The 16496-nt window shown below is 42.8% G+C and carries 13 protein-coding genes and 1 pseudogene; 8 read left to right on the top strand and 6 right to left on the bottom strand.

What is annotated here, in order from left to right; all coding sequences use genetic code 11:
* Positions 1–40 precede the first annotated feature (40 nt).
* From AM228_RS36720 to AM228_RS09645, 6 genes and pseudogenes are all read right to left on the bottom strand, one after another.
* Positions 41–163 (bottom strand): annotated as a pseudogene (locus tag AM228_RS36720) (diguanylate cyclase); the annotation flags it as partial.
* Between the two features lie 15 nt (positions 164–178).
* A complete protein-coding gene (locus tag AM228_RS09660; protein WP_054465911.1) occupies positions 179–508 on the bottom strand; it encodes a GAF domain-containing protein in 330 nt (109 codons plus the stop codon).
* Between the two features lie 373 nt (positions 509–881).
* Positions 882–1121, bottom strand: a complete 240-nt coding sequence (locus AM228_RS09655) for a hypothetical protein (protein WP_054465910.1) — start codon at positions 1119–1121, stop codon at positions 882–884.
* Between the two features lie 329 nt (positions 1122–1450).
* Positions 1451–1588: a hypothetical protein gene (locus tag AM228_RS32255; protein ID WP_156331660.1), complete on the bottom strand. Its 138-nt coding sequence runs from the start codon at positions 1586–1588 to the stop codon at positions 1451–1453.
* On the bottom strand, positions 1549–2115 hold the full coding sequence (locus tag AM228_RS09650; protein WP_054465909.1) for a hypothetical protein: 567 nt from the start codon (positions 2113–2115) through the stop codon (positions 1549–1551). The genes AM228_RS32255 and AM228_RS09650 overlap by 40 nt, the downstream gene beginning before the upstream one ends.
* A gap of 653 nt (positions 2116–2768) precedes the next feature.
* Entirely contained in the window at positions 2769–6482 is a 3714-nt protein-coding gene (locus AM228_RS09645; protein ID WP_054465908.1) for a bifunctional diguanylate cyclase/phosphodiesterase, read from the bottom strand.
* 1020 nt (positions 6483–7502) lie between these two features.
* Here AM228_RS09645 and AM228_RS09640 point away from each other — a divergent pair.
* The 8 genes from AM228_RS09640 to AM228_RS09610 all read left to right on the top strand — a co-directional run bounded on the left by AM228_RS09640 (position 7503) and on the right by AM228_RS09610 (position 16450).
* Positions 7503–9044 (top strand): ferredoxin--nitrite reductase, encoded by a 1542-nt coding sequence (locus tag AM228_RS09640; RefSeq protein ID WP_054465907.1) that lies wholly within the window; start codon positions 7503–7505, stop codon positions 9042–9044.
* Between the two features lie 86 nt (positions 9045–9130).
* Positions 9131–9265 (top strand): hypothetical protein, encoded by a 135-nt coding sequence (locus AM228_RS36115; RefSeq protein WP_255353176.1) that lies wholly within the window; start codon positions 9131–9133, stop codon positions 9263–9265.
* A gap of 289 nt (positions 9266–9554) precedes the next feature.
* The gene (locus AM228_RS09635; RefSeq protein WP_054465906.1) at positions 9555–10259 is read left to right on the top strand and encodes a hypothetical protein; all 705 of its coding nucleotides are present in this window, start codon (positions 9555–9557) and stop codon (positions 10257–10259) included.
* Positions 10260–10608: 349 nt separating this feature from the next.
* Complete coding sequence (locus AM228_RS09630; RefSeq protein WP_054465905.1) at positions 10609–12825, top strand: molybdopterin oxidoreductase family protein; 2217 nt, start codon at positions 10609–10611, stop codon at positions 12823–12825.
* Positions 12826–12969: 144 nt separating this feature from the next.
* The gene (locus tag AM228_RS09625; protein WP_322096563.1) at positions 12970–13416 is read left to right on the top strand and encodes a phosphate-starvation-inducible PsiE family protein; all 447 of its coding nucleotides are present in this window, start codon (positions 12970–12972) and stop codon (positions 13414–13416) included.
* A gap of 46 nt (positions 13417–13462) precedes the next feature.
* Positions 13463–13936, top strand: a complete 474-nt coding sequence (locus AM228_RS09620) for a phosphate-starvation-inducible PsiE family protein (RefSeq protein ID WP_054465903.1) — start codon at positions 13463–13465, stop codon at positions 13934–13936.
* 40 nt (positions 13937–13976) lie between these two features.
* Positions 13977–14426, top strand: coding sequence for a nitrate reductase associated protein (locus AM228_RS09615; protein ID WP_054465902.1), 450 nt, complete (start codon positions 13977–13979; stop codon positions 14424–14426).
* A 275-nt stretch (positions 14427–14701) separates the two neighbouring features.
* Complete coding sequence (locus AM228_RS09610) at positions 14702–16450, top strand: ABC transporter ATP-binding protein (protein WP_054465901.1); 1749 nt, start codon at positions 14702–14704, stop codon at positions 16448–16450.
* Positions 16451–16496 lie beyond the last annotated feature (46 nt).

Here is a 16496-nt window from a genome sequence, read left to right as displayed (position 1 = left end):
CTCCCTCATAACGGCAAGCCACATCGAAATTTCGCACACTTTATTGCAAAAATATGCCCAATTTTTGCAGTACCATATTCCCAGTTTTGTGCCCAAAAGTATCATTAAACTTTTTAAAATGATCCACATCGATCATCACCACCGCAAAAGATTTTCCAGAGCGTTGACATCGATGAGTTTATGTGGCTAAATATTCTTCTAAATAACGACGATTATATAACCCAGTGAGGGCATCGCGAATACTTGGGAGTCGGAGAGTTTCTCGGAGTTTTAAATTGGCTAAAGCTAACCCAGTATGTTCCGCTACAGCCAAAGCGAGTTTTTGCTTGGCTTCCGTTAATTTATTTGAGGATGAATTTGTTGTTAAATCCAGGATTCCAAAAGTTTCCCCTTGAGCCTTCAAAGGAATACAGAGAGATTCTTCCGTATAACTCGAATCATAATGTTGACATGGTAAATCTTTGTGGTCGCGGTCAAATGCGATCGCCCACTGCGTAAAGACCAGCAATAATGGATGTTAAAAACAAACTTAATTGGTGTATTTTTTTCGATTTACTAATAAATTTACCATATTTTTTGACTCAAAAATTAGATAAATTGCCCCAGATTGCTGGGGAAAAAGCTGGCGCCTAAATTCAGAGCATAAATTAAATTGTGTTTTTATGGTCTTGTTGCGTGAAACAAGCCTGAAGCAAATTAATCATTTTCCCTAACAAGATGACTTCAGAGTTAATTGTTATGAGTTATAGGTTGGGTATTTCCATTTCTTGATAAGCCTTATCCTGTCTTGTTAAATTTTATTGTAAATCATGTTCACTATTGTTTATTATTGTTTCTAGTAAAATTTGTAAATCATTGTTTTGCTGCCGTAATTCCATCAATTATTGCTGCATTTGTCCAAACAGTATTTGAGACTTTTGCCGGTGGCGATAGCGGGATAAAAATCCAGGCAAGTCGGCACTCACACGCCCACTAATGGTCAGGCAGAAGAGTAAAGTAAGCCATACTTTTGACCTGAGTTGGTGGTTAAGATAGGCGGCGGTGGGTAAAAACTGCACCGACCATTTTTGATTGCCAATTTGCAGATATTTCAGACAATTATTGGTTTCTGGACAAAGCAATTTGAGCAGATTTAAATCTTGGTTATGAGTGATGGTTTTTAACCACTGTCCAGTAGTAGCTTGATAAATTGCTAAAATATGTTCAAAAGTTCAAAAATATAATATTTTCAAAAATATGTGATGATTTTTTGGCTGAATGTATTTGCCAAAAATCAGGCTCATTTGCTGTATATTGTTTCAGCAATTTTACCAATTTAATTATCGTATTTTTTGGTATGTATCTGGTTTTTTATTTTGGCTAATTCGCTCTTAAATATGGTTGAAATTAAAGGTCACAATCAGAAAAAAAATTAAGTTTGACGACTAAATTAAACGGTAAAATAATTTAATTAATTTTGATAAATGGCTGAAATTGCCCAAATTTTTAAGGGTTGGTCGGCGATAAATTTGTCTGCCCCAGCGATCGCCTTCATCGGACTAAATAAAATTATTTCCTCCGTATCTTTTGCTTCCTGAAAATAGAGCAATCTGCTTGCCTGAGCAAAATCAAAGCCCACATTAAATTCTGAGTTTTAGAAGCTAGATATCTAATGGGTAGGCATGGCTGGCGATCGCCCCCCTGAGTAGCGGCTGAGTGATTCCCAGGAAAACGGAAAAGCGAATCGCCATCTGGGTTTACTGGATTCAAAGTTTGAGGGGACTGAGTTGCCGGGAAAGAGGGAATCCAGGCGACCATATCCACGGAAGGATGTTGGGGCATGGAATTTTGGACAAAAAGCTGAAATTCTGTTTCTTCAACCGCTTCAGAGGCGACATAAAAAGCTTTAATCTCATCAAAGACTTTCAAATCAGTATTAATAGCCTTTTGCAAAGCGATCGCCACTTTTTTTGTCCCAGTTTCATATTGACGTTGCCACTCATCCCGTTCACTCTGCCAGACCACCACCGATGCCATAACGGACAAAACGATACCAGTCAGCAGACCGATCGCCAAACATTGACCCTGTGAGAACCCACCCCTACTCAAGTCCGTGGATGGTTGGTTTTGTTTCATTTTTTTTGACTGATTTCCTCCCGAATCCTATCGCTGGTCATTGTGTTTCTCCCTGTGTTTCTCCCTTTAATGATGCTTGGCTATTCTTTACAATTTATTTATATTTGGATTGAGAATATATCTGAATTGATGAATAGCTTATCTTAAATCACGGAGAAAATTCTGCCTAGACTGATCTGAAAAATCATCAAAGTCATCTCCAAAGGAGACTGGGATGTGCCGTGAATGATTGATCTGTTGATTTATATAAAAATTCTCCTGATCTTTGGCTAGATTTTTTATTCGCTTAATTTTATCCCAACGTCATGCAACAGCAGGGGCGCGGCGGCTTGCGCCATTGCGCGGGGCGACCACCGCCTTTTCTTTCGCCCCTACTAATGCCCCAATTAACCTCGTAATTGTAGCAATAATTTTTGGAATTGGTATTAGTTAATTTAGTTAATTTATATTTTTAATCCGGTGAGGTTTAGTAAAATAAAATTGTGGATTCCCGCATCAAGCGGTTCGGGACAGAGAAAAATAAGTGCCTTTATGAGAAACGCTGTAATGAGCAACGCTATACAGAAATATCTCCGTGATATCTCCGTATGACGACGATATGAAATGGGGGCAAGAGTGGTATCCCCTGCCCCCAGAAAAGCCCCTAAAAGCTTCTATCCCGCTTGGACTTGCCGTGAGGGTTTTGGTTTTTGTTTGGCGATCGACATATTAATCAAATTTCCTCCCAAGGGACTGGGTTTGGCAATGCCATAGCCTTGGACATAATCCACTCCTAATTCTTGGAGTTTATGCAAAATTTGCTCATTTTCGACAAATTCCGCAATGGTTTGTAAGCCGATCGCATGAGTAAGTTTGTTGATGGCTTCAATCATCGCGGCATTAACCGGATCTTCGAGAATATTTTTGACAAAGTAGCCGTCAATTTTGACATAATCTACCGGCAGATTTTTTAAATAGGTCAAAGAAGACATTCCACTGCCAAAATCATCTAAGGCAAAGGAGCAACCCAGTTGTTTTAGGGCGTGAATAAACTGGATCGCTTTGTTTAAATTGCTAATCGCAAAAGTTTCGGTGACTTCAAAGCAGATCATTTGGGGGGGAATTTGATATTGAGCAAATTGCTCTTGGAGAAAAGAGAGAAATTGCTCATCGTTAAAACTGGCACCGGAAAGGTTGACGGTGTAGATACTAGATTCGCCAACGGGTTTAGGGTAAGGAGAAAGCAGATCATCGGCGGAGGTTTTCGTTCCAGAGGATGAGTGCTTGAGATTGCTGGATAGATAACTAAATAAATTGCGGATCACCCAGCGGTCAATTTTGGGCATGAGGTTATAGCGTTCAGCGGCAGGAATAAACATTCCTGGGGGAATTATGATGCCATTTTCGTCGGTAATTCTAATTAAAATTTCATAATGATCAGGCTTGCCAGAGTCGGGTTGGGCTGGGGCGATCGCCTGTGAATACAAGCAAAATCGATCCTCTTCCAAGGCTTTGACCAATCGAGACACCCACTGCATATCCCCTTGTCGTTGAGCCAATTCTTGATCGTTGGCTTGATAAACATGAATCCGATTTCGTCCCGCATCTTTGGCGGCGTACATGGCAGAATCAGCCGCACTCATAACATCCGCCAAGCTAGTAACAACCGGGTCAAGTTTAACTAACCCAATACTCACACCAATAGAAAAGGTTTTATCTTGCCAAACAAAGCGGAAATCTTGCACTACTTGCCGCAAATCTTCCGCCACTTGTCGCGCTTGTTTCAGAGGGCATTCATATAATAAAAGCGCAAATTCATCCCCACCCAAACGAGCCAGCAAATCAGTTTTTCTAATTTGAGATTGCAACAAGGTGGTGATTTGACGTAACAGTTCATCCCCAGCGGCATGACCGCAGGTATCATTGACAATCTTAAACTGATCTAAATCCAGATAACATAAGCTATGTTCCGATTCAGTTGTTGATTTTTCTTCCATCAATTCTGACAGCCGACGCTTAAACTCTCGTCGGTTAATCAAATTAGTTAAGGGGTCGTGACTGGCTTCCCAACATAACTGGGCGGCGAGTTTACGATTTTCCGTGACATCCCGACAAATCACCACCATGCCGATAATTTCCGCATTGCTCATTCTAATGAAGGCGACGGAAGGTTCGACGATGAATTCTTCAGCGTCGCGATTTCTAATTAAGGTATGGTGGGAAAATGCGGACAACCGGCTGGTGATGGAGGCGCTGAGGAAATTTTCCACGGGATCTCCAGTAACGGCGTTGAATAGTTGCAACACCAGCTTTAAAGGTTGACCTTGGGCTTCGGACTGTCGCCACCCGGTGAGGATTTCTGCTTGGGGATTCAAGCTTTGAATGATGCCGTTGAGGTCGGTGGTAATTACAGCGTCGCCGATGGAGTTTAAGGTGACTTGGGCGACTTCTTTTTCATGGTAGAGTTGTGCTTCTATCTCTTGCCGCTGCTCTATTTCTTTGCGGAGTTGTTGATTAACTTTGAGGAGTTCGGCGGTGCGTTGGGCGACGCGGTGCTCTAGTTCCTGGGCGTAAGATTGCACGGTTTGGCGTAGGCGGGCTTGTTGAATGGCGATCGCCAAAGAATCCGTGACTTCCTGGGCAATGGCGATTTGGGCATCGGAGAAGCCACCGGGACGGTTTGACCAAAGATTGAGACTACCGAGGAGTGAGTTTCTCGATTTCAGGGGAATACAAACACAGGATCTAAGTCCTTCCGCTTTCAGACTTTCCTGTACCGGGGTTAAATTGGATAACTCCAGAATATCCTTGACCACCAAAACTCCGTTGGTTAGTTTGTCTGGGCTGGCGAAACCGTCTTGATTCATCAGCGGTAAACGGTTTCCGGCTAAAATACAGCTTTCTCGGTCGGCATCGATCGCTAACACGATCGCTTCGTCGGTCTTCAGGTTAAAAGAAATCACACTTACCCGTTGACAAGGCAGTAGAGTTCTTAGATATTTCACTGTCACCTCAGCGATCGCTTCTGGTTCTTCTGCTTCCAAAATTGCCCGGTCAATTTGGTGCAAAATACTCAAGCGTTTTTGTTGTTGATGGAGGGCTTTTTCGGCTTGCTTGCGAGCGGTAATATCCGTGTGAATCGATAAATATTGAAACGGTTTCCCCTGCTGATCCAAAAATGGCACAATCGTGGTATCTACCCAGTAATCATGGCCATCTTTGGTTTTATTTTTGATTTCACCTCGCCAAATTTTCCCCTGGGCGATCGTAGACCAAAGATTGCGAAAAAACTCTGACGAATGTTCATCGGATTTGACGATGCGATGATTCTGACCGATCAGTTCCTCGCGGGAATAGCCCGCTATCTGGCAAAACTTATCATTCACATAAGTGATTGTGCCTTTTCTATCTGTCACCGCAACAATCGCCGATTGATCCAAAGCGTACTTAAGGTCTGATAATTCCTTATAAGATTGGCACAATGCGCTTTGGGCTTGTTTTTTATCGGTGGTATTGCGAATGAACATCATAATTTTTTGATGCCAAAATGGGATTAGCCTTGCTTCATAGATTTGTTCACCAGCCGATCCACCGATCTCGTACTCAATGGTAGTCATCCACTGATGCTTGGCCACTAAACGGATTGCTTGCTCATACTGACTAGCCACTGGGGATGGCAATAATTCTTGAATTTTTTGTTGACCAATTGCCGTGGGTGAAATGTGGATATTGCAACGATGTTCTCCTTGATAGTCTAAAATCGTGCCATCGTTGTCAACGAGTAAAAATAAATCGGGAAATGCTTGAAAAATACCCTCAAATTCAGCATTTTTTGCCTGGAGTTTTGTATGCAAATTTTGACAAAATTGCATGGCCAACTGCTTTTCTGGGTGAGCATCTACACAAGATATCACACAGGGATAGTCTGAGAAAAACGGACTGACGCTTTCACTAGATCGCCCTTCAGACGGAACTTGAGCGGGGATAAACGGTGACTGACAAGGAATAACGTCACAAACTTCCTCCTGGGAACTCCGAGAGAATATCCTTGTCCCCAGGGCTGCCGCCACTACCACACTGATAGTCCCTGGTAAAATCTTCAACACCCAGTAGATCCAAGGATCATCCTGCCCAGGAAGAAGTAAATTCAAAACTCCCAAGGCGATCGATAAGGGTAGCAACACCGAAAAAATTCGCACCGGCGACATGGTAAATTGAGGGTTGAAGCGGCGGAACCATTGCCAGAAAATGATTCCTAGAACTAGAGAAAGCACAACATTGCAAGAATCTAAAACCATTGTCAAGCACATTTGGGGCATTTCTGAAGTCCCACTTACTAGCGCGATCGATGGTTTTTGCATCCATAGGATTTTAAATAGAGTTAACATAAAGCCTCCTGGTTACAGTCAGTGAATCTCCCTCAGACATTCCTCATGGTCATTCTACCCAAATCAATCAATTTTTTATATGGTTGGAATTATTGAGACGTGCAGTTAATTCTCAACCATTAGACCTCGATCAAACGATCAAATAATTAACCCACCCAATAAGGATACGGGCTGAAAAACTACTGGTTGATTTGTAGGATTATCCGGGATAGTAAATAATTAGTTCCGTTTTTTTAAGCACAATTTTTTTGTATATTTTTATATATTTTTATAAATTTTTATATATTTTTGTGGTAATTGACGGTTTTACTGAAGTCAGGATAAATCTCGGTACTTACCTGGACAATAAAAATATACCACTAACAAATTACTTCAGCCATCGTGACATTTGCATAATTTAATTTACGTAAATATACGGATACGGAATTTGCGTGTATCCGTATATTTACGCAGTAAGAACGGAAACCCGGTTGTTCGATAAACCAGGTGCTGGCTTTATAGTGACAAGTGACAAGTGAAAAGTAAAGAGTGAAAATTTTTTCTCTATCCTGTACTCTCTCTATCATCTATCGTTGGTGTATTTACTACTCACTATTCACTATCTTTTCTCCTCTATTGTTTATAATTTATCTGTTACTCATTATCTGCCATCTGTTATAATTTATCCTCTATCCGCTTCCCCCTTGCCTGTTGCCGCTCCTCCACAGAGGAAGCCCCGGAAGCTTTCCTGGTGGGCAATATCGTTCATGTATGCAAAAAAAGAATTGGTAATATGCAAAAGCCCCATATTTCTTAATAAATTGTAAAAACCACTACAAAAAAAGGGGAAAAGTCCCTTTAAATTACACTAAAAATACCGGCAAAACGCCGAATTATTAAGTAAAAATTCGATTAAATATGCCCAAAAAATTAAGCAAAAAATAAAAATTCAATAATTAAATTTAAACCTTCACTAGATTGTCGGATTAAATTTATATGTTTGTAGAACAATATTGAGGTAAAACGAGGAGCGATCGTTCAATGATTACATCCACCAGCCCTGTAGATACGAAATCTAATAAGTTTGAAAAGTTAAAACAAGAAAAAGATGGGTTAGCTGTTAAACACCAACTCGATGAATTTGCCAGAATTGGTTGGGAATCCGTTGATGAAACTGACCTAAATCATCGCTTAAAGTGGCTGGGCATCTTCTTTCGGCCTGTCACTCCGGGTAAATTTATGCTGCGTTTACGGACGCCTAACGGCATTCTCACCAGTAAACAAATGCAGGTTTTAGCAGAAATTGTCGATCGCTATGGAGAAGATGGCAATGCAGATATTACCACCAGACAAAATCTGCAACTACGCGGGATTCGCTTTGAAGATATTCCCGATATTTTCCGCCGTCTTGAATCGGTGAATTTGACCAGTATTCAATCGGGGATGGACAATGTGAGAAATATCACCGGATCGCCAGTTGCGGGGATTAGTGCCGATGAATTAATTGATACCAGAGAATTAGTGCAAAAAGTTCAAGATATGATTACTAATCATGGTGCAGGAAATCCCGAATTCAGTAACTTACCCCGCAAATTTAATATTGCCATTGAAGGGGGACGAGATAATTCAGTTCACGCCGAAATTAATGATGTGGCTTTTGTCCCTGCTTATAAAAATGGTGCCCTGGGTTTTAATGTTTTGGTCGGTGGTTTCTTTTCGGCGAAACGTTGTGAAGCGGCGATTCCTTTGAATGCTTGGGTAGCACCAAATGATGATGTGGTGGATCTCTGCCGGGCTATTTTAGAGGTTTATCGAGATTCCGGTTTGCGGGCAAATCGCCAAAAAGCCCGGTTGATGTGGCTGATTGATGAGTGGGGTATCGAAAAGTTCCGCGCTAAAGTAGAAAGCCAATTAGGACGCCCTTTGGCAACCGCTGCTTTGGCAGATGAAATTGATTGGGATAAGCGCGATCATATTGGGGTCTATCCTCAGCAGCAACCGGGAATGAATTATGTGGGTTTAAATATTCCTGTGGGTCGTTTGTATGCTTCAGATATGTTTGATTTGGCTCGCATGGCAGCGGTTTATGGGGGAGGAGAACTTCGCCTGACGGTGGAGCAGAATGTGATTATTCCTCATGTTAAAGATGCCCATTTAGATGCTTTTTTACAAGAGCCATTGTTAGAGAAGTTTTCGGTTAATCCCAATCCGTTGGCTCGCAGTTTGGTGTCTTGCACTGGGGCGCAGTTCTGCAATTTTGCTCTGGTGGAAACGAAGAACCGGGCGATCGCACTGGTGAAAGAATTGGAAGCAGAATTAGATATTCCCCAGTCAGTGCGAATGCATTGGACCGGTTGCCCGAATTCTTGCGGTCAGCCCCAAGTGGCAGAAATTGGTTTGATGGGAACCAAAGTCCGCAAGAATGGCAAAACCGTGGAAGGGGTGGATATTTATATGGGTGGCAAAGTTGGCAAAGATGCTCATTTGGGTACTTGTGTGACTAAGGGGATTGCTTGTGAAGATTTGAAGCCTTTTCTGGAAAATTTGTTAATCGAAAATTTTGGCGCAAAGAAGAAGGTTTGATGGCGAGTTATTGAGCGATCGCCGCTATGTAAACTCCTTTAAATCAGTTGAGTCAGTTGAGTCTTGGTTCTGTAAATCACCGGGATATGAACCACACCATCAACCACAGCACAGACATGACCCAAACCTTCGCGGCAGAAAAATCCGTGGCTAAGTTCTTGGTCATGTTTACCCCAGAGGGGCAACGGGAAGTGAGGCCGTGGCTGAGTCAAGAATCGTAAGCAAACGGAGGATTTCGCTCCGAGAAGCGATCGCCTTGACTTGCCACCCAGCCATTACCGCCAAACAGAGGCAAAAAACTTAACCTTAACGGTAAAGCTCAAAGCTCTCAGATTAAGCAATTCAGACATTCCCAGGGTCGATTGTTCACTGATAACGTTTAAATTTTGAATCTTATGGTAATGTGCAGCCGCTAAGTGAGAATAATCCGTTCAATCTGAAAAAACTAGGTAAAATTGTCATAATATTCTCATACACCTTGGCTACTTTAAAGTAAGGGAAAAACCTGCTATGTCTAGCAATAAAGTGACTGAAAACACATCTGCCGATCAACATTACCGTTCTGATGCCCTGATTGCCACTGGCGCCACCGTGTCTGTATTGATTTTAGGCGGGGTTCTACAATTCATCTCACCCAAGGTGACTCCTGAGAAAATGGCCACGCCTGCTGAGGAAAGTAAACCCGCTGTGACTTATTCCACCAGCCTATCGACCCCCAGCAATCCAGGTGAAACTTCCCTGTCCCCTGAATCGACTTCGGGGACGAATCAAGAAATCCCCCTGGTGACAGAGAACCTTTCCGTCACCAGTCAGCCCAGGATCGACACAGCGACCGCTCCCGCGACGACCGCTCCCGCGACGACCGCTCCCGCGACGACCGCTCCCGCGACTAGCGCTCCCGCGATCGCCGAATCGACTATTACGGATCCGGCCACTCTTGAAGCATTAAACAGCCAAGTATTGAGCAAAATTGATGAAAATTGGACGACTAATCCCACATTTACCTCTAGTCTGGTGTATCAGATTAATGTAACTGAATCAGGGGCGATCGCCTCTTACAAAGAAATCAATGAATCAGCCAAAAATTATAGCAATGAAACTCCTTTACCCAGCTTAATTGATCCGGCGGCAACCTCAGACAAAACTGCTAAATTTGTGGTGGTTTTTACCCCCAGTGGGCAACTAGAAGTTAGCCCTTGGATTTCCGGTAATTAAACCTGAATTTTTTCTTTCCGGGCGGCTGGGTGATAATGCAATTGTCAAAAAATTGATATTTTTTATAGACCTGCATTCACCCCAGCTATTCCTGGGTTGTTGAAAAATAATTAAGCAAATAATTAAGCAAATAATTAAGCAAATAATTAAGCAAATAATTAAGCAAATAATTAAGCAAATAATTAAACATCGTAATATTAGATTAGATGCATCGAATTTTTCAATATAGCCGATGGCGTATCCACCGCCATCGGTTGGGGGGATATTCTACGGTATGAAAGCCAGAATTGTCTAATATGTCTAATATTTATATCAAACAATCATATTTACTCACCGAAACAATTATATTATGACTAACTCTAACCAAACTAACTCAAACAAAACTATCTGTCCTTACTGTGGGGTGGGCTGTGGTTTGGAAGTATCCCCACCAGCACAAAAGGGAAAACCCACTCATAAAGATGGTGAAGGAACGCCGATTTGGAAAGTTCAAGGCGATCGCGCACATCCTTCTAGTTTGGGCAAAGTCTGTGTCAAAGGCGCTACAGTTAGCGAATCATTACATAAAGATCGATTGAAATATCCCATGATGCGAGAATCTCTCGATCAACCCTTTCGCCGCGCCACCTGGGATGAAGCATTCGATCGCATTGTGCAACGGATTCAAATCGTGCGAGAAACCCAAGGGCCAAACGCACTTTTTCTCTACGGTTCCGGTCAGTTTCAAACCGAAGACTATTACACCGCTGAAAAACTTTTTACCGGCTGTTTAAACAGCAACAATTTTGATACTAATTCCCGCCTTTGTATGTCCAGTGCGGTGGTGGGTTATACCCAAAGTTTTGGGTCTGATGGCCCCCCTTGCTGCTATGAAGATTTAGAACTTACTGACTTTGCTTTTCTGATTGGCACCAATACCGCTGAATGTCACCCGATTGTATTTAATCGCCTGCGACAACACCACAAAAAAAATCCCCAAGTGAAAATGGTCGTGGTCGATCCGCGCCGCACCCAAACCGCTGAAGCCGCTGATTTACATTTAGCCATTCGACCGGGTACAGATATTGACTTATTAAATGGAATCGCCCACTTATTAATGCGATGGGGATATATTGATGCGTCTTTTATTGATGAATGTACCTCTGGGTTTCCCGCTTTTGCCGAAGTAATTCAGAACACCGCCCCGGAATTGGTGGCAAGAACTTGTGGCATTCGGCTGGATGAATTGGAACAAGCAGCCCGGTGGTGGGGTGAGTCAAATCGCGTCTTGTCTCTTTGGTCAATGGGGATGAATCAGTCGTCGGAAGGAACTGCTAAGGTGCGATCGCTGATTAACCTGCATTTAATGACTGGGCAAATCGGTAAACCGGGGGCGGGGCCATTCTCCCTCACCGGACAACCGAATGCGATGGGAGGTCGAGAAGCGGGAGGACTTTGCAGTATTTTAGCGGGCTATCGGTCGATTTCAAACCCCCAACATCGGGCAGAAGTCGAACAATTTTGGGGAATTCCCCCAGGCAGCATTCAGCCCCAACGGGGGATGACCACCGTGGAGATGATCCGGGGTTTAGAAGCGGGACAAGTGGGTTTTTTATGGATTGCCGCCACCAACCCAGCGGTGAGTATGCCGGATATCAAGCGGACTCAAGCGGCTTTGCGTCAATCCCCGTTTACGGTTTATCAAGATGCCTATTATCCGACGGAAACCGCGCAATATGCCCATGTGTTGTTGCCTGCTGCCCAGTGGAGTGAGAAAACAGGGGTGATGACCAACTCGGAAAGGGTGGTGACTTTGTGCGCTGGATTTCGCGAACCCCCAGGGGAAGCTAAAGCGGATTGGGAAATTTTTGCGGAAGTGGGGCGGCGTTTGGGTTTTGCCGATAAGTTTAATTTTGCTAATTCCGCCGAAGTCTATGGGGAATTTGTCCAATTAACCAAAGGTCGTCCTTGTGATACTTCCGGGTTGAGTCATCAACTTTTGGCGGAACATGGCCCGATTCAATGGCCTTTTTCCGCTGACCAAGTTACCCCCAACTTTGCCACGAATAAGCGGTTATATACGGATTTCCGCTTTAATACCCCCGATGGTCGAGCTCGGTTTGGGGCTTATTATTCCAAAGGTTTGGCGGAACCGCCGAATCCCGATTATCCGTTTGTGCTGACTACGGGCAGGCTTTATGGTCATTGGCATACCCAAACTCGGACGGGACGAATTCCCAAGACCGCTAAGATGCACCCAGATCCGTTTATAGAAATTCATCCCCGTGATGCGGAAAAGTTGGGGATTTCTGAGGGAATGTCGGTGGAAGTGCGATCGCCCCGTGGCAATGCTGTGTTTCCGGCCATGATTACGGAGGCGATCGCCCGTGGAACAGTGTTTGTACCGATGCACTGGGGCTTCCTTTGGGCTGAAAATGCCGAAGCCAACGCCCTGACTCACTCCGAGTCCTGTCCCGACTCCTTGCAACCAGAGTTAAAAGCTTGTGCGGTGCAGTTAGTGGCGATCGCCCAAGCAGAAACCGGGTTGCTTCAGACTATCTCTGTCACTCAACAGCAGCGATCGTAGAAACTCGGTTATTTTTTCTTTTAAAACTTCTAATTAGAAGCCACTGTGCTATAGACTAGGCATGATAATAGTTCCAGTCCAGATTTCAGCCCTTTGCCTACCTCCTAGTCTATGGCTCCCATCAAAAAAACTCAACTTAACAAATTGTTCACAGACATCGCGATGTGGTTTCGCGATGATAATTTCATGTCTGGCATCCACTGGATGGAAGGATTCTTTTCTAAAATCCTCTCCTTGGTAATGATTTTTATCATTATCGTCTCAGTGGGCGACCTGATTCTTGTGGTGGCTAAAGATTTTCTAGACACCCCAGATATTTTTTTAGATAAAACCTTATTTAAAATTTTTGGTTTATTCTTAGATATTTTAATCGCCCTAGAAGTCTTAGAAAATATTACTGCTTATTTACGCAAGCACGTCGTTCAAGTCGAATTAGTCATTGTCACCTCTTTGGTAGCGGTAGCTCGGAAAATCATTATTTTTGACTTTAGTAAGCTCAAAGGCTTAGATTTAATCGGTCTAGGACTGGCCATTTTTGCCCTTTCCATTAGTTACTGGATCGTCCGCAACTTAAATCGAAAAATAGACTGATTTCATCTGAAGTCAGTTTTTTTATGCAGTCTTTTTTAAAAAAAGCATGAAAAACGAGCGACACCCCCAAATAAATTTAATTCAAAAAATTATCAGTTTTTTTGATGACTCAGTTTTTATTTACAGCATTAATAAAATCCAAAAGTTTACTGCCAAAGTCTTATCTTTGGTAATGATTTTTGTCATCATTGTCTCAGTTTGGGACTTAATTATTGTCACCCTAGAAGAATTTACTACCCAACCTGTCCTGGTGGGTCATCAAATATTATTTAAACTGTTTGGCTTATTTTTAGATGTATTAATTGCCCTGGAAATTCTCGAAAATATTACCGCCTATCTGCAAAATAATGTGGTACAAATGGAGTTAGTGCTGGTGACATCTCTGATCGCAATGGCTCGGAAAATTATTATTTTCGACTTTAACAAAGCTGGAGGATTTGATCTAATTGGAGTGGCAACAGCTATCCTGGCTTTATCCCTTAGTTATTTCATTATCCGCCATAGCAATCGGCGATTATAAATCAGTTAATACCCAGTTAATATCACTCACCTAAAAGAAGATGACTTTTTTTCAATTTGAAGCGGATTTTGTTGATTCCCTGAATTGCATCCCTATGCAAGTACGCTATAAACTCGATACTTGTGGGGTGAAGTTAAAATTAGCCCATTGGCATAAGTTTCCCCAAGAAATTCGTTCCCAATTGTGCGATCGCCCTTGCGATAGCTTCACGGAAGTAAAAGACTATCACGACTGGTTACACCAACAAGTAATCGAATATACGGGCAGCGAAGCCAAAGACCTGCCCATTGAGGAAAATCCCTCCTGGTTAGATGATACAATTGTACCAGAAATGGTGCAAGGAAAGGCGCAAGCCTTTAATTTAACCATTACCTTAGAACAATGGGCAAAACTCACTCCCTTACAAAGATTTGCCTTGATTAAACTCAGCCGTTCCAGCCACGAAAATGCTAATTTTATCCCCGCGATGAAAGAGTTTAATTTAGTTTAAAATAAACAAAAAAACCGGGTTAGAAACCGGGTTTCTCTAAGAAACCCGGTTTCTTGGTTTGGGTGACAAAGATGGTATTAAGACACCCGGTTTCTGAAGCTGTCGCCCCCCAAGCAACCAACCCAAGCAACCAAGAAACCGGGTTTCTATCAGCCATGAAGGTTGGATAACAGAGATTTTGCCAAGAAACCCGGTTTCTCAAGCTGTCGCACCCCTAGCAAAAGTGATAAAATTAAGATTAATTTTTGAAATCATTGGAAATTCCAGGGCAAAACATGGCTCGCTCAAGACTGAAAACACTAATCGACTACATCCGTCCCTACTGGAGACAAGAACTAGGGGGAATTGGCACTCTATTGATCGTCAATGCTTTAGGGGTTTATATTCCCCTGCTAATTCGCAATAGTATTGATGAACTCCAAGCAATGTTTGACTTTCAACTGATGTTGAAATATGTCATCATTATCCTGGTAATGACCACCGTTATGTGGGTGATTCGCGTTGCTTCAAGAATGTGGCTGTTTGGGGTAGGAAGACAAGTAGAATTTGACCTCAAGCAAAAGATTTTTGAACATTTACTCACTTTAGAACCGGCTTATTTTGCCGCAAACCCCGTGGGAGATTTAATTAACCGTGCGACTTCTGATGTGGATAGTATTCGCCGGTTAGTTGGGTTTGCTATGTTATCCTTTGCCAATATCGTATTTGCTTATGGGCTGACCATTCCGGTGATGCTATCGATTAATGTGAAGTTGACTGTATTGGCGCTTTCTGTGTATCCGTTGCTGATGATTATTGTGCAACTATTTAGCGATCAACTCCGCACCCAGCAGCAAACCGTTCAAGAAGAATTATCCAATTTGAGCGATTTAATTCAAGAGGATATGAGCGGGATTTCTTTAATTAAAATTTATGCCCAAGAGGAAAATGAGCGGCGAGCTTTTGCTGATAAAAATGAAACCTTATTGAAGGCTAATTTAAAGTTAGCCAAAACTCGCAGCTTATTGTTTCCCATTTTGGGGGGTTTAGCCAGTATTAGTTTACTGGTTTTATTGGCCTTTGGGGGAAACGCGATCGCGGATAAAGTGATTACCGTCGGAGATTTTGTCGCCTTACTTTTATATGTGGAACGGTTAGTATTTCCCACTGCCTTGATGGGTTTTACCATTACCACTTATCAACGGGGAGAGGTGAGTGTCGATCGCGTCGAAGCCATTCTCGAAGCTAAACCAAAAATTGTTGACTCGGTTCAGGCGATTTCTTTACCCCCAGAAGAGGCTAAAGGAAAACTCACTGCTCGTCATCTGACTTATTATTATCCTGATAGCAAAATTCCCGCATTAAATCATGTCAGTTTTGATATTATGCCCGGAGAAACGATCGCGATCGTTGGGCCAATTGCTGCTGGAAAATCGACCTTAGCTAATGCCTTGCCCCGGTTACTAGATATTGAACCCGGTCAGTTATTTTTGGATGGACAAGATATCACCCAATTAAGATTAACGGATTTACGGGGGGCGATCGCCTATGTTCCCCAAGAAAGTTTTCTCTTTAGTACCACCATTCAAGATAATATTCGCTATGGCAACCCATTGGCGGATCAAACACAAGTAGAATATGCCGCCAAACAAGCGCAAATTCACGCCGAAATTCTCAATTTTCCCCAACAATATCAAACAATTGTGGGGGAAAGAGGGATTACCCTTTCCGGGGGACAACGGCAACGTACCGCCCTCGCGAGAGCGTTATTAATGGATGCACCCGTGCTTATTTTAGATGATGCCCTTTCCAGTGTGGATAACCAAACCGCCACGGATATTCTCAAAAATCTCTCCACGGGAACTCAGCGGAAAACGGTGATTTTTATCTCTCACCAAATGTCTGCCGCTGCCAAAGCTGACCGAATTTTTGTCATGGCTGCTGGGGCGATCGTGCAGAGTGGCACTCACACAAAACTCTTGCAGGAAGGTGGACTCTATCGATTGCTCTGGGAACAACAAAAATTAGAAGCGGTTCTATTATAAACACATCAAAAATATTTGGGGAACAATTTACCTTTGTAGGGGCGAA

Source organism: Planktothricoides sp. SR001, assembly GCF_001276715.1.
GTDB lineage: Bacteria > Cyanobacteriota > Cyanobacteriia > Cyanobacteriales > Laspinemataceae > Planktothricoides > Planktothricoides raciborskii.
The sequence above is the reverse complement of the archived record's forward strand: the minus strand, read 5'-3'. Positions and strand labels throughout refer to the sequence as shown.

Coding starts and splice junctions, on each gene's coding strand:
- AM228_RS09650 (WP_054465909.1), bottom strand. CDS start 2,115: ATGAAACAAAACCAACCATCCACGGACTTGAGTAGGGGTGGGTTCTCA.
- AM228_RS09640 (WP_054465907.1), top strand. CDS start 7,503: ATGATTACATCCACCAGCCCTGTAGATACGAAATCTAATAAGTTTGAA.
- AM228_RS09615 (WP_054465902.1), top strand. CDS start 13,977: ATGACTTTTTTTCAATTTGAAGCGGATTTTGTTGATTCCCTGAATTGC.
- AM228_RS09610 (WP_054465901.1), top strand. CDS start 14,702: ATGGCTCGCTCAAGACTGAAAACACTAATCGACTACATCCGTCCCTAC.
- AM228_RS36115 (WP_255353176.1), top strand. CDS start 9,131: ATGAACCACACCATCAACCACAGCACAGACATGACCCAAACCTTCGCG.
- AM228_RS09620 (WP_054465903.1), top strand. CDS start 13,463: ATGAAAAACGAGCGACACCCCCAAATAAATTTAATTCAAAAAATTATC.
- AM228_RS09630 (WP_054465905.1), top strand. CDS start 10,609: ATGACTAACTCTAACCAAACTAACTCAAACAAAACTATCTGTCCTTAC.
- AM228_RS09645 (WP_054465908.1), bottom strand. CDS start 6,482: ATGTTAACTCTATTTAAAATCCTATGGATGCAAAAACCATCGATCGCG.
- AM228_RS09635 (WP_054465906.1), top strand. CDS start 9,555: ATGTCTAGCAATAAAGTGACTGAAAACACATCTGCCGATCAACATTAC.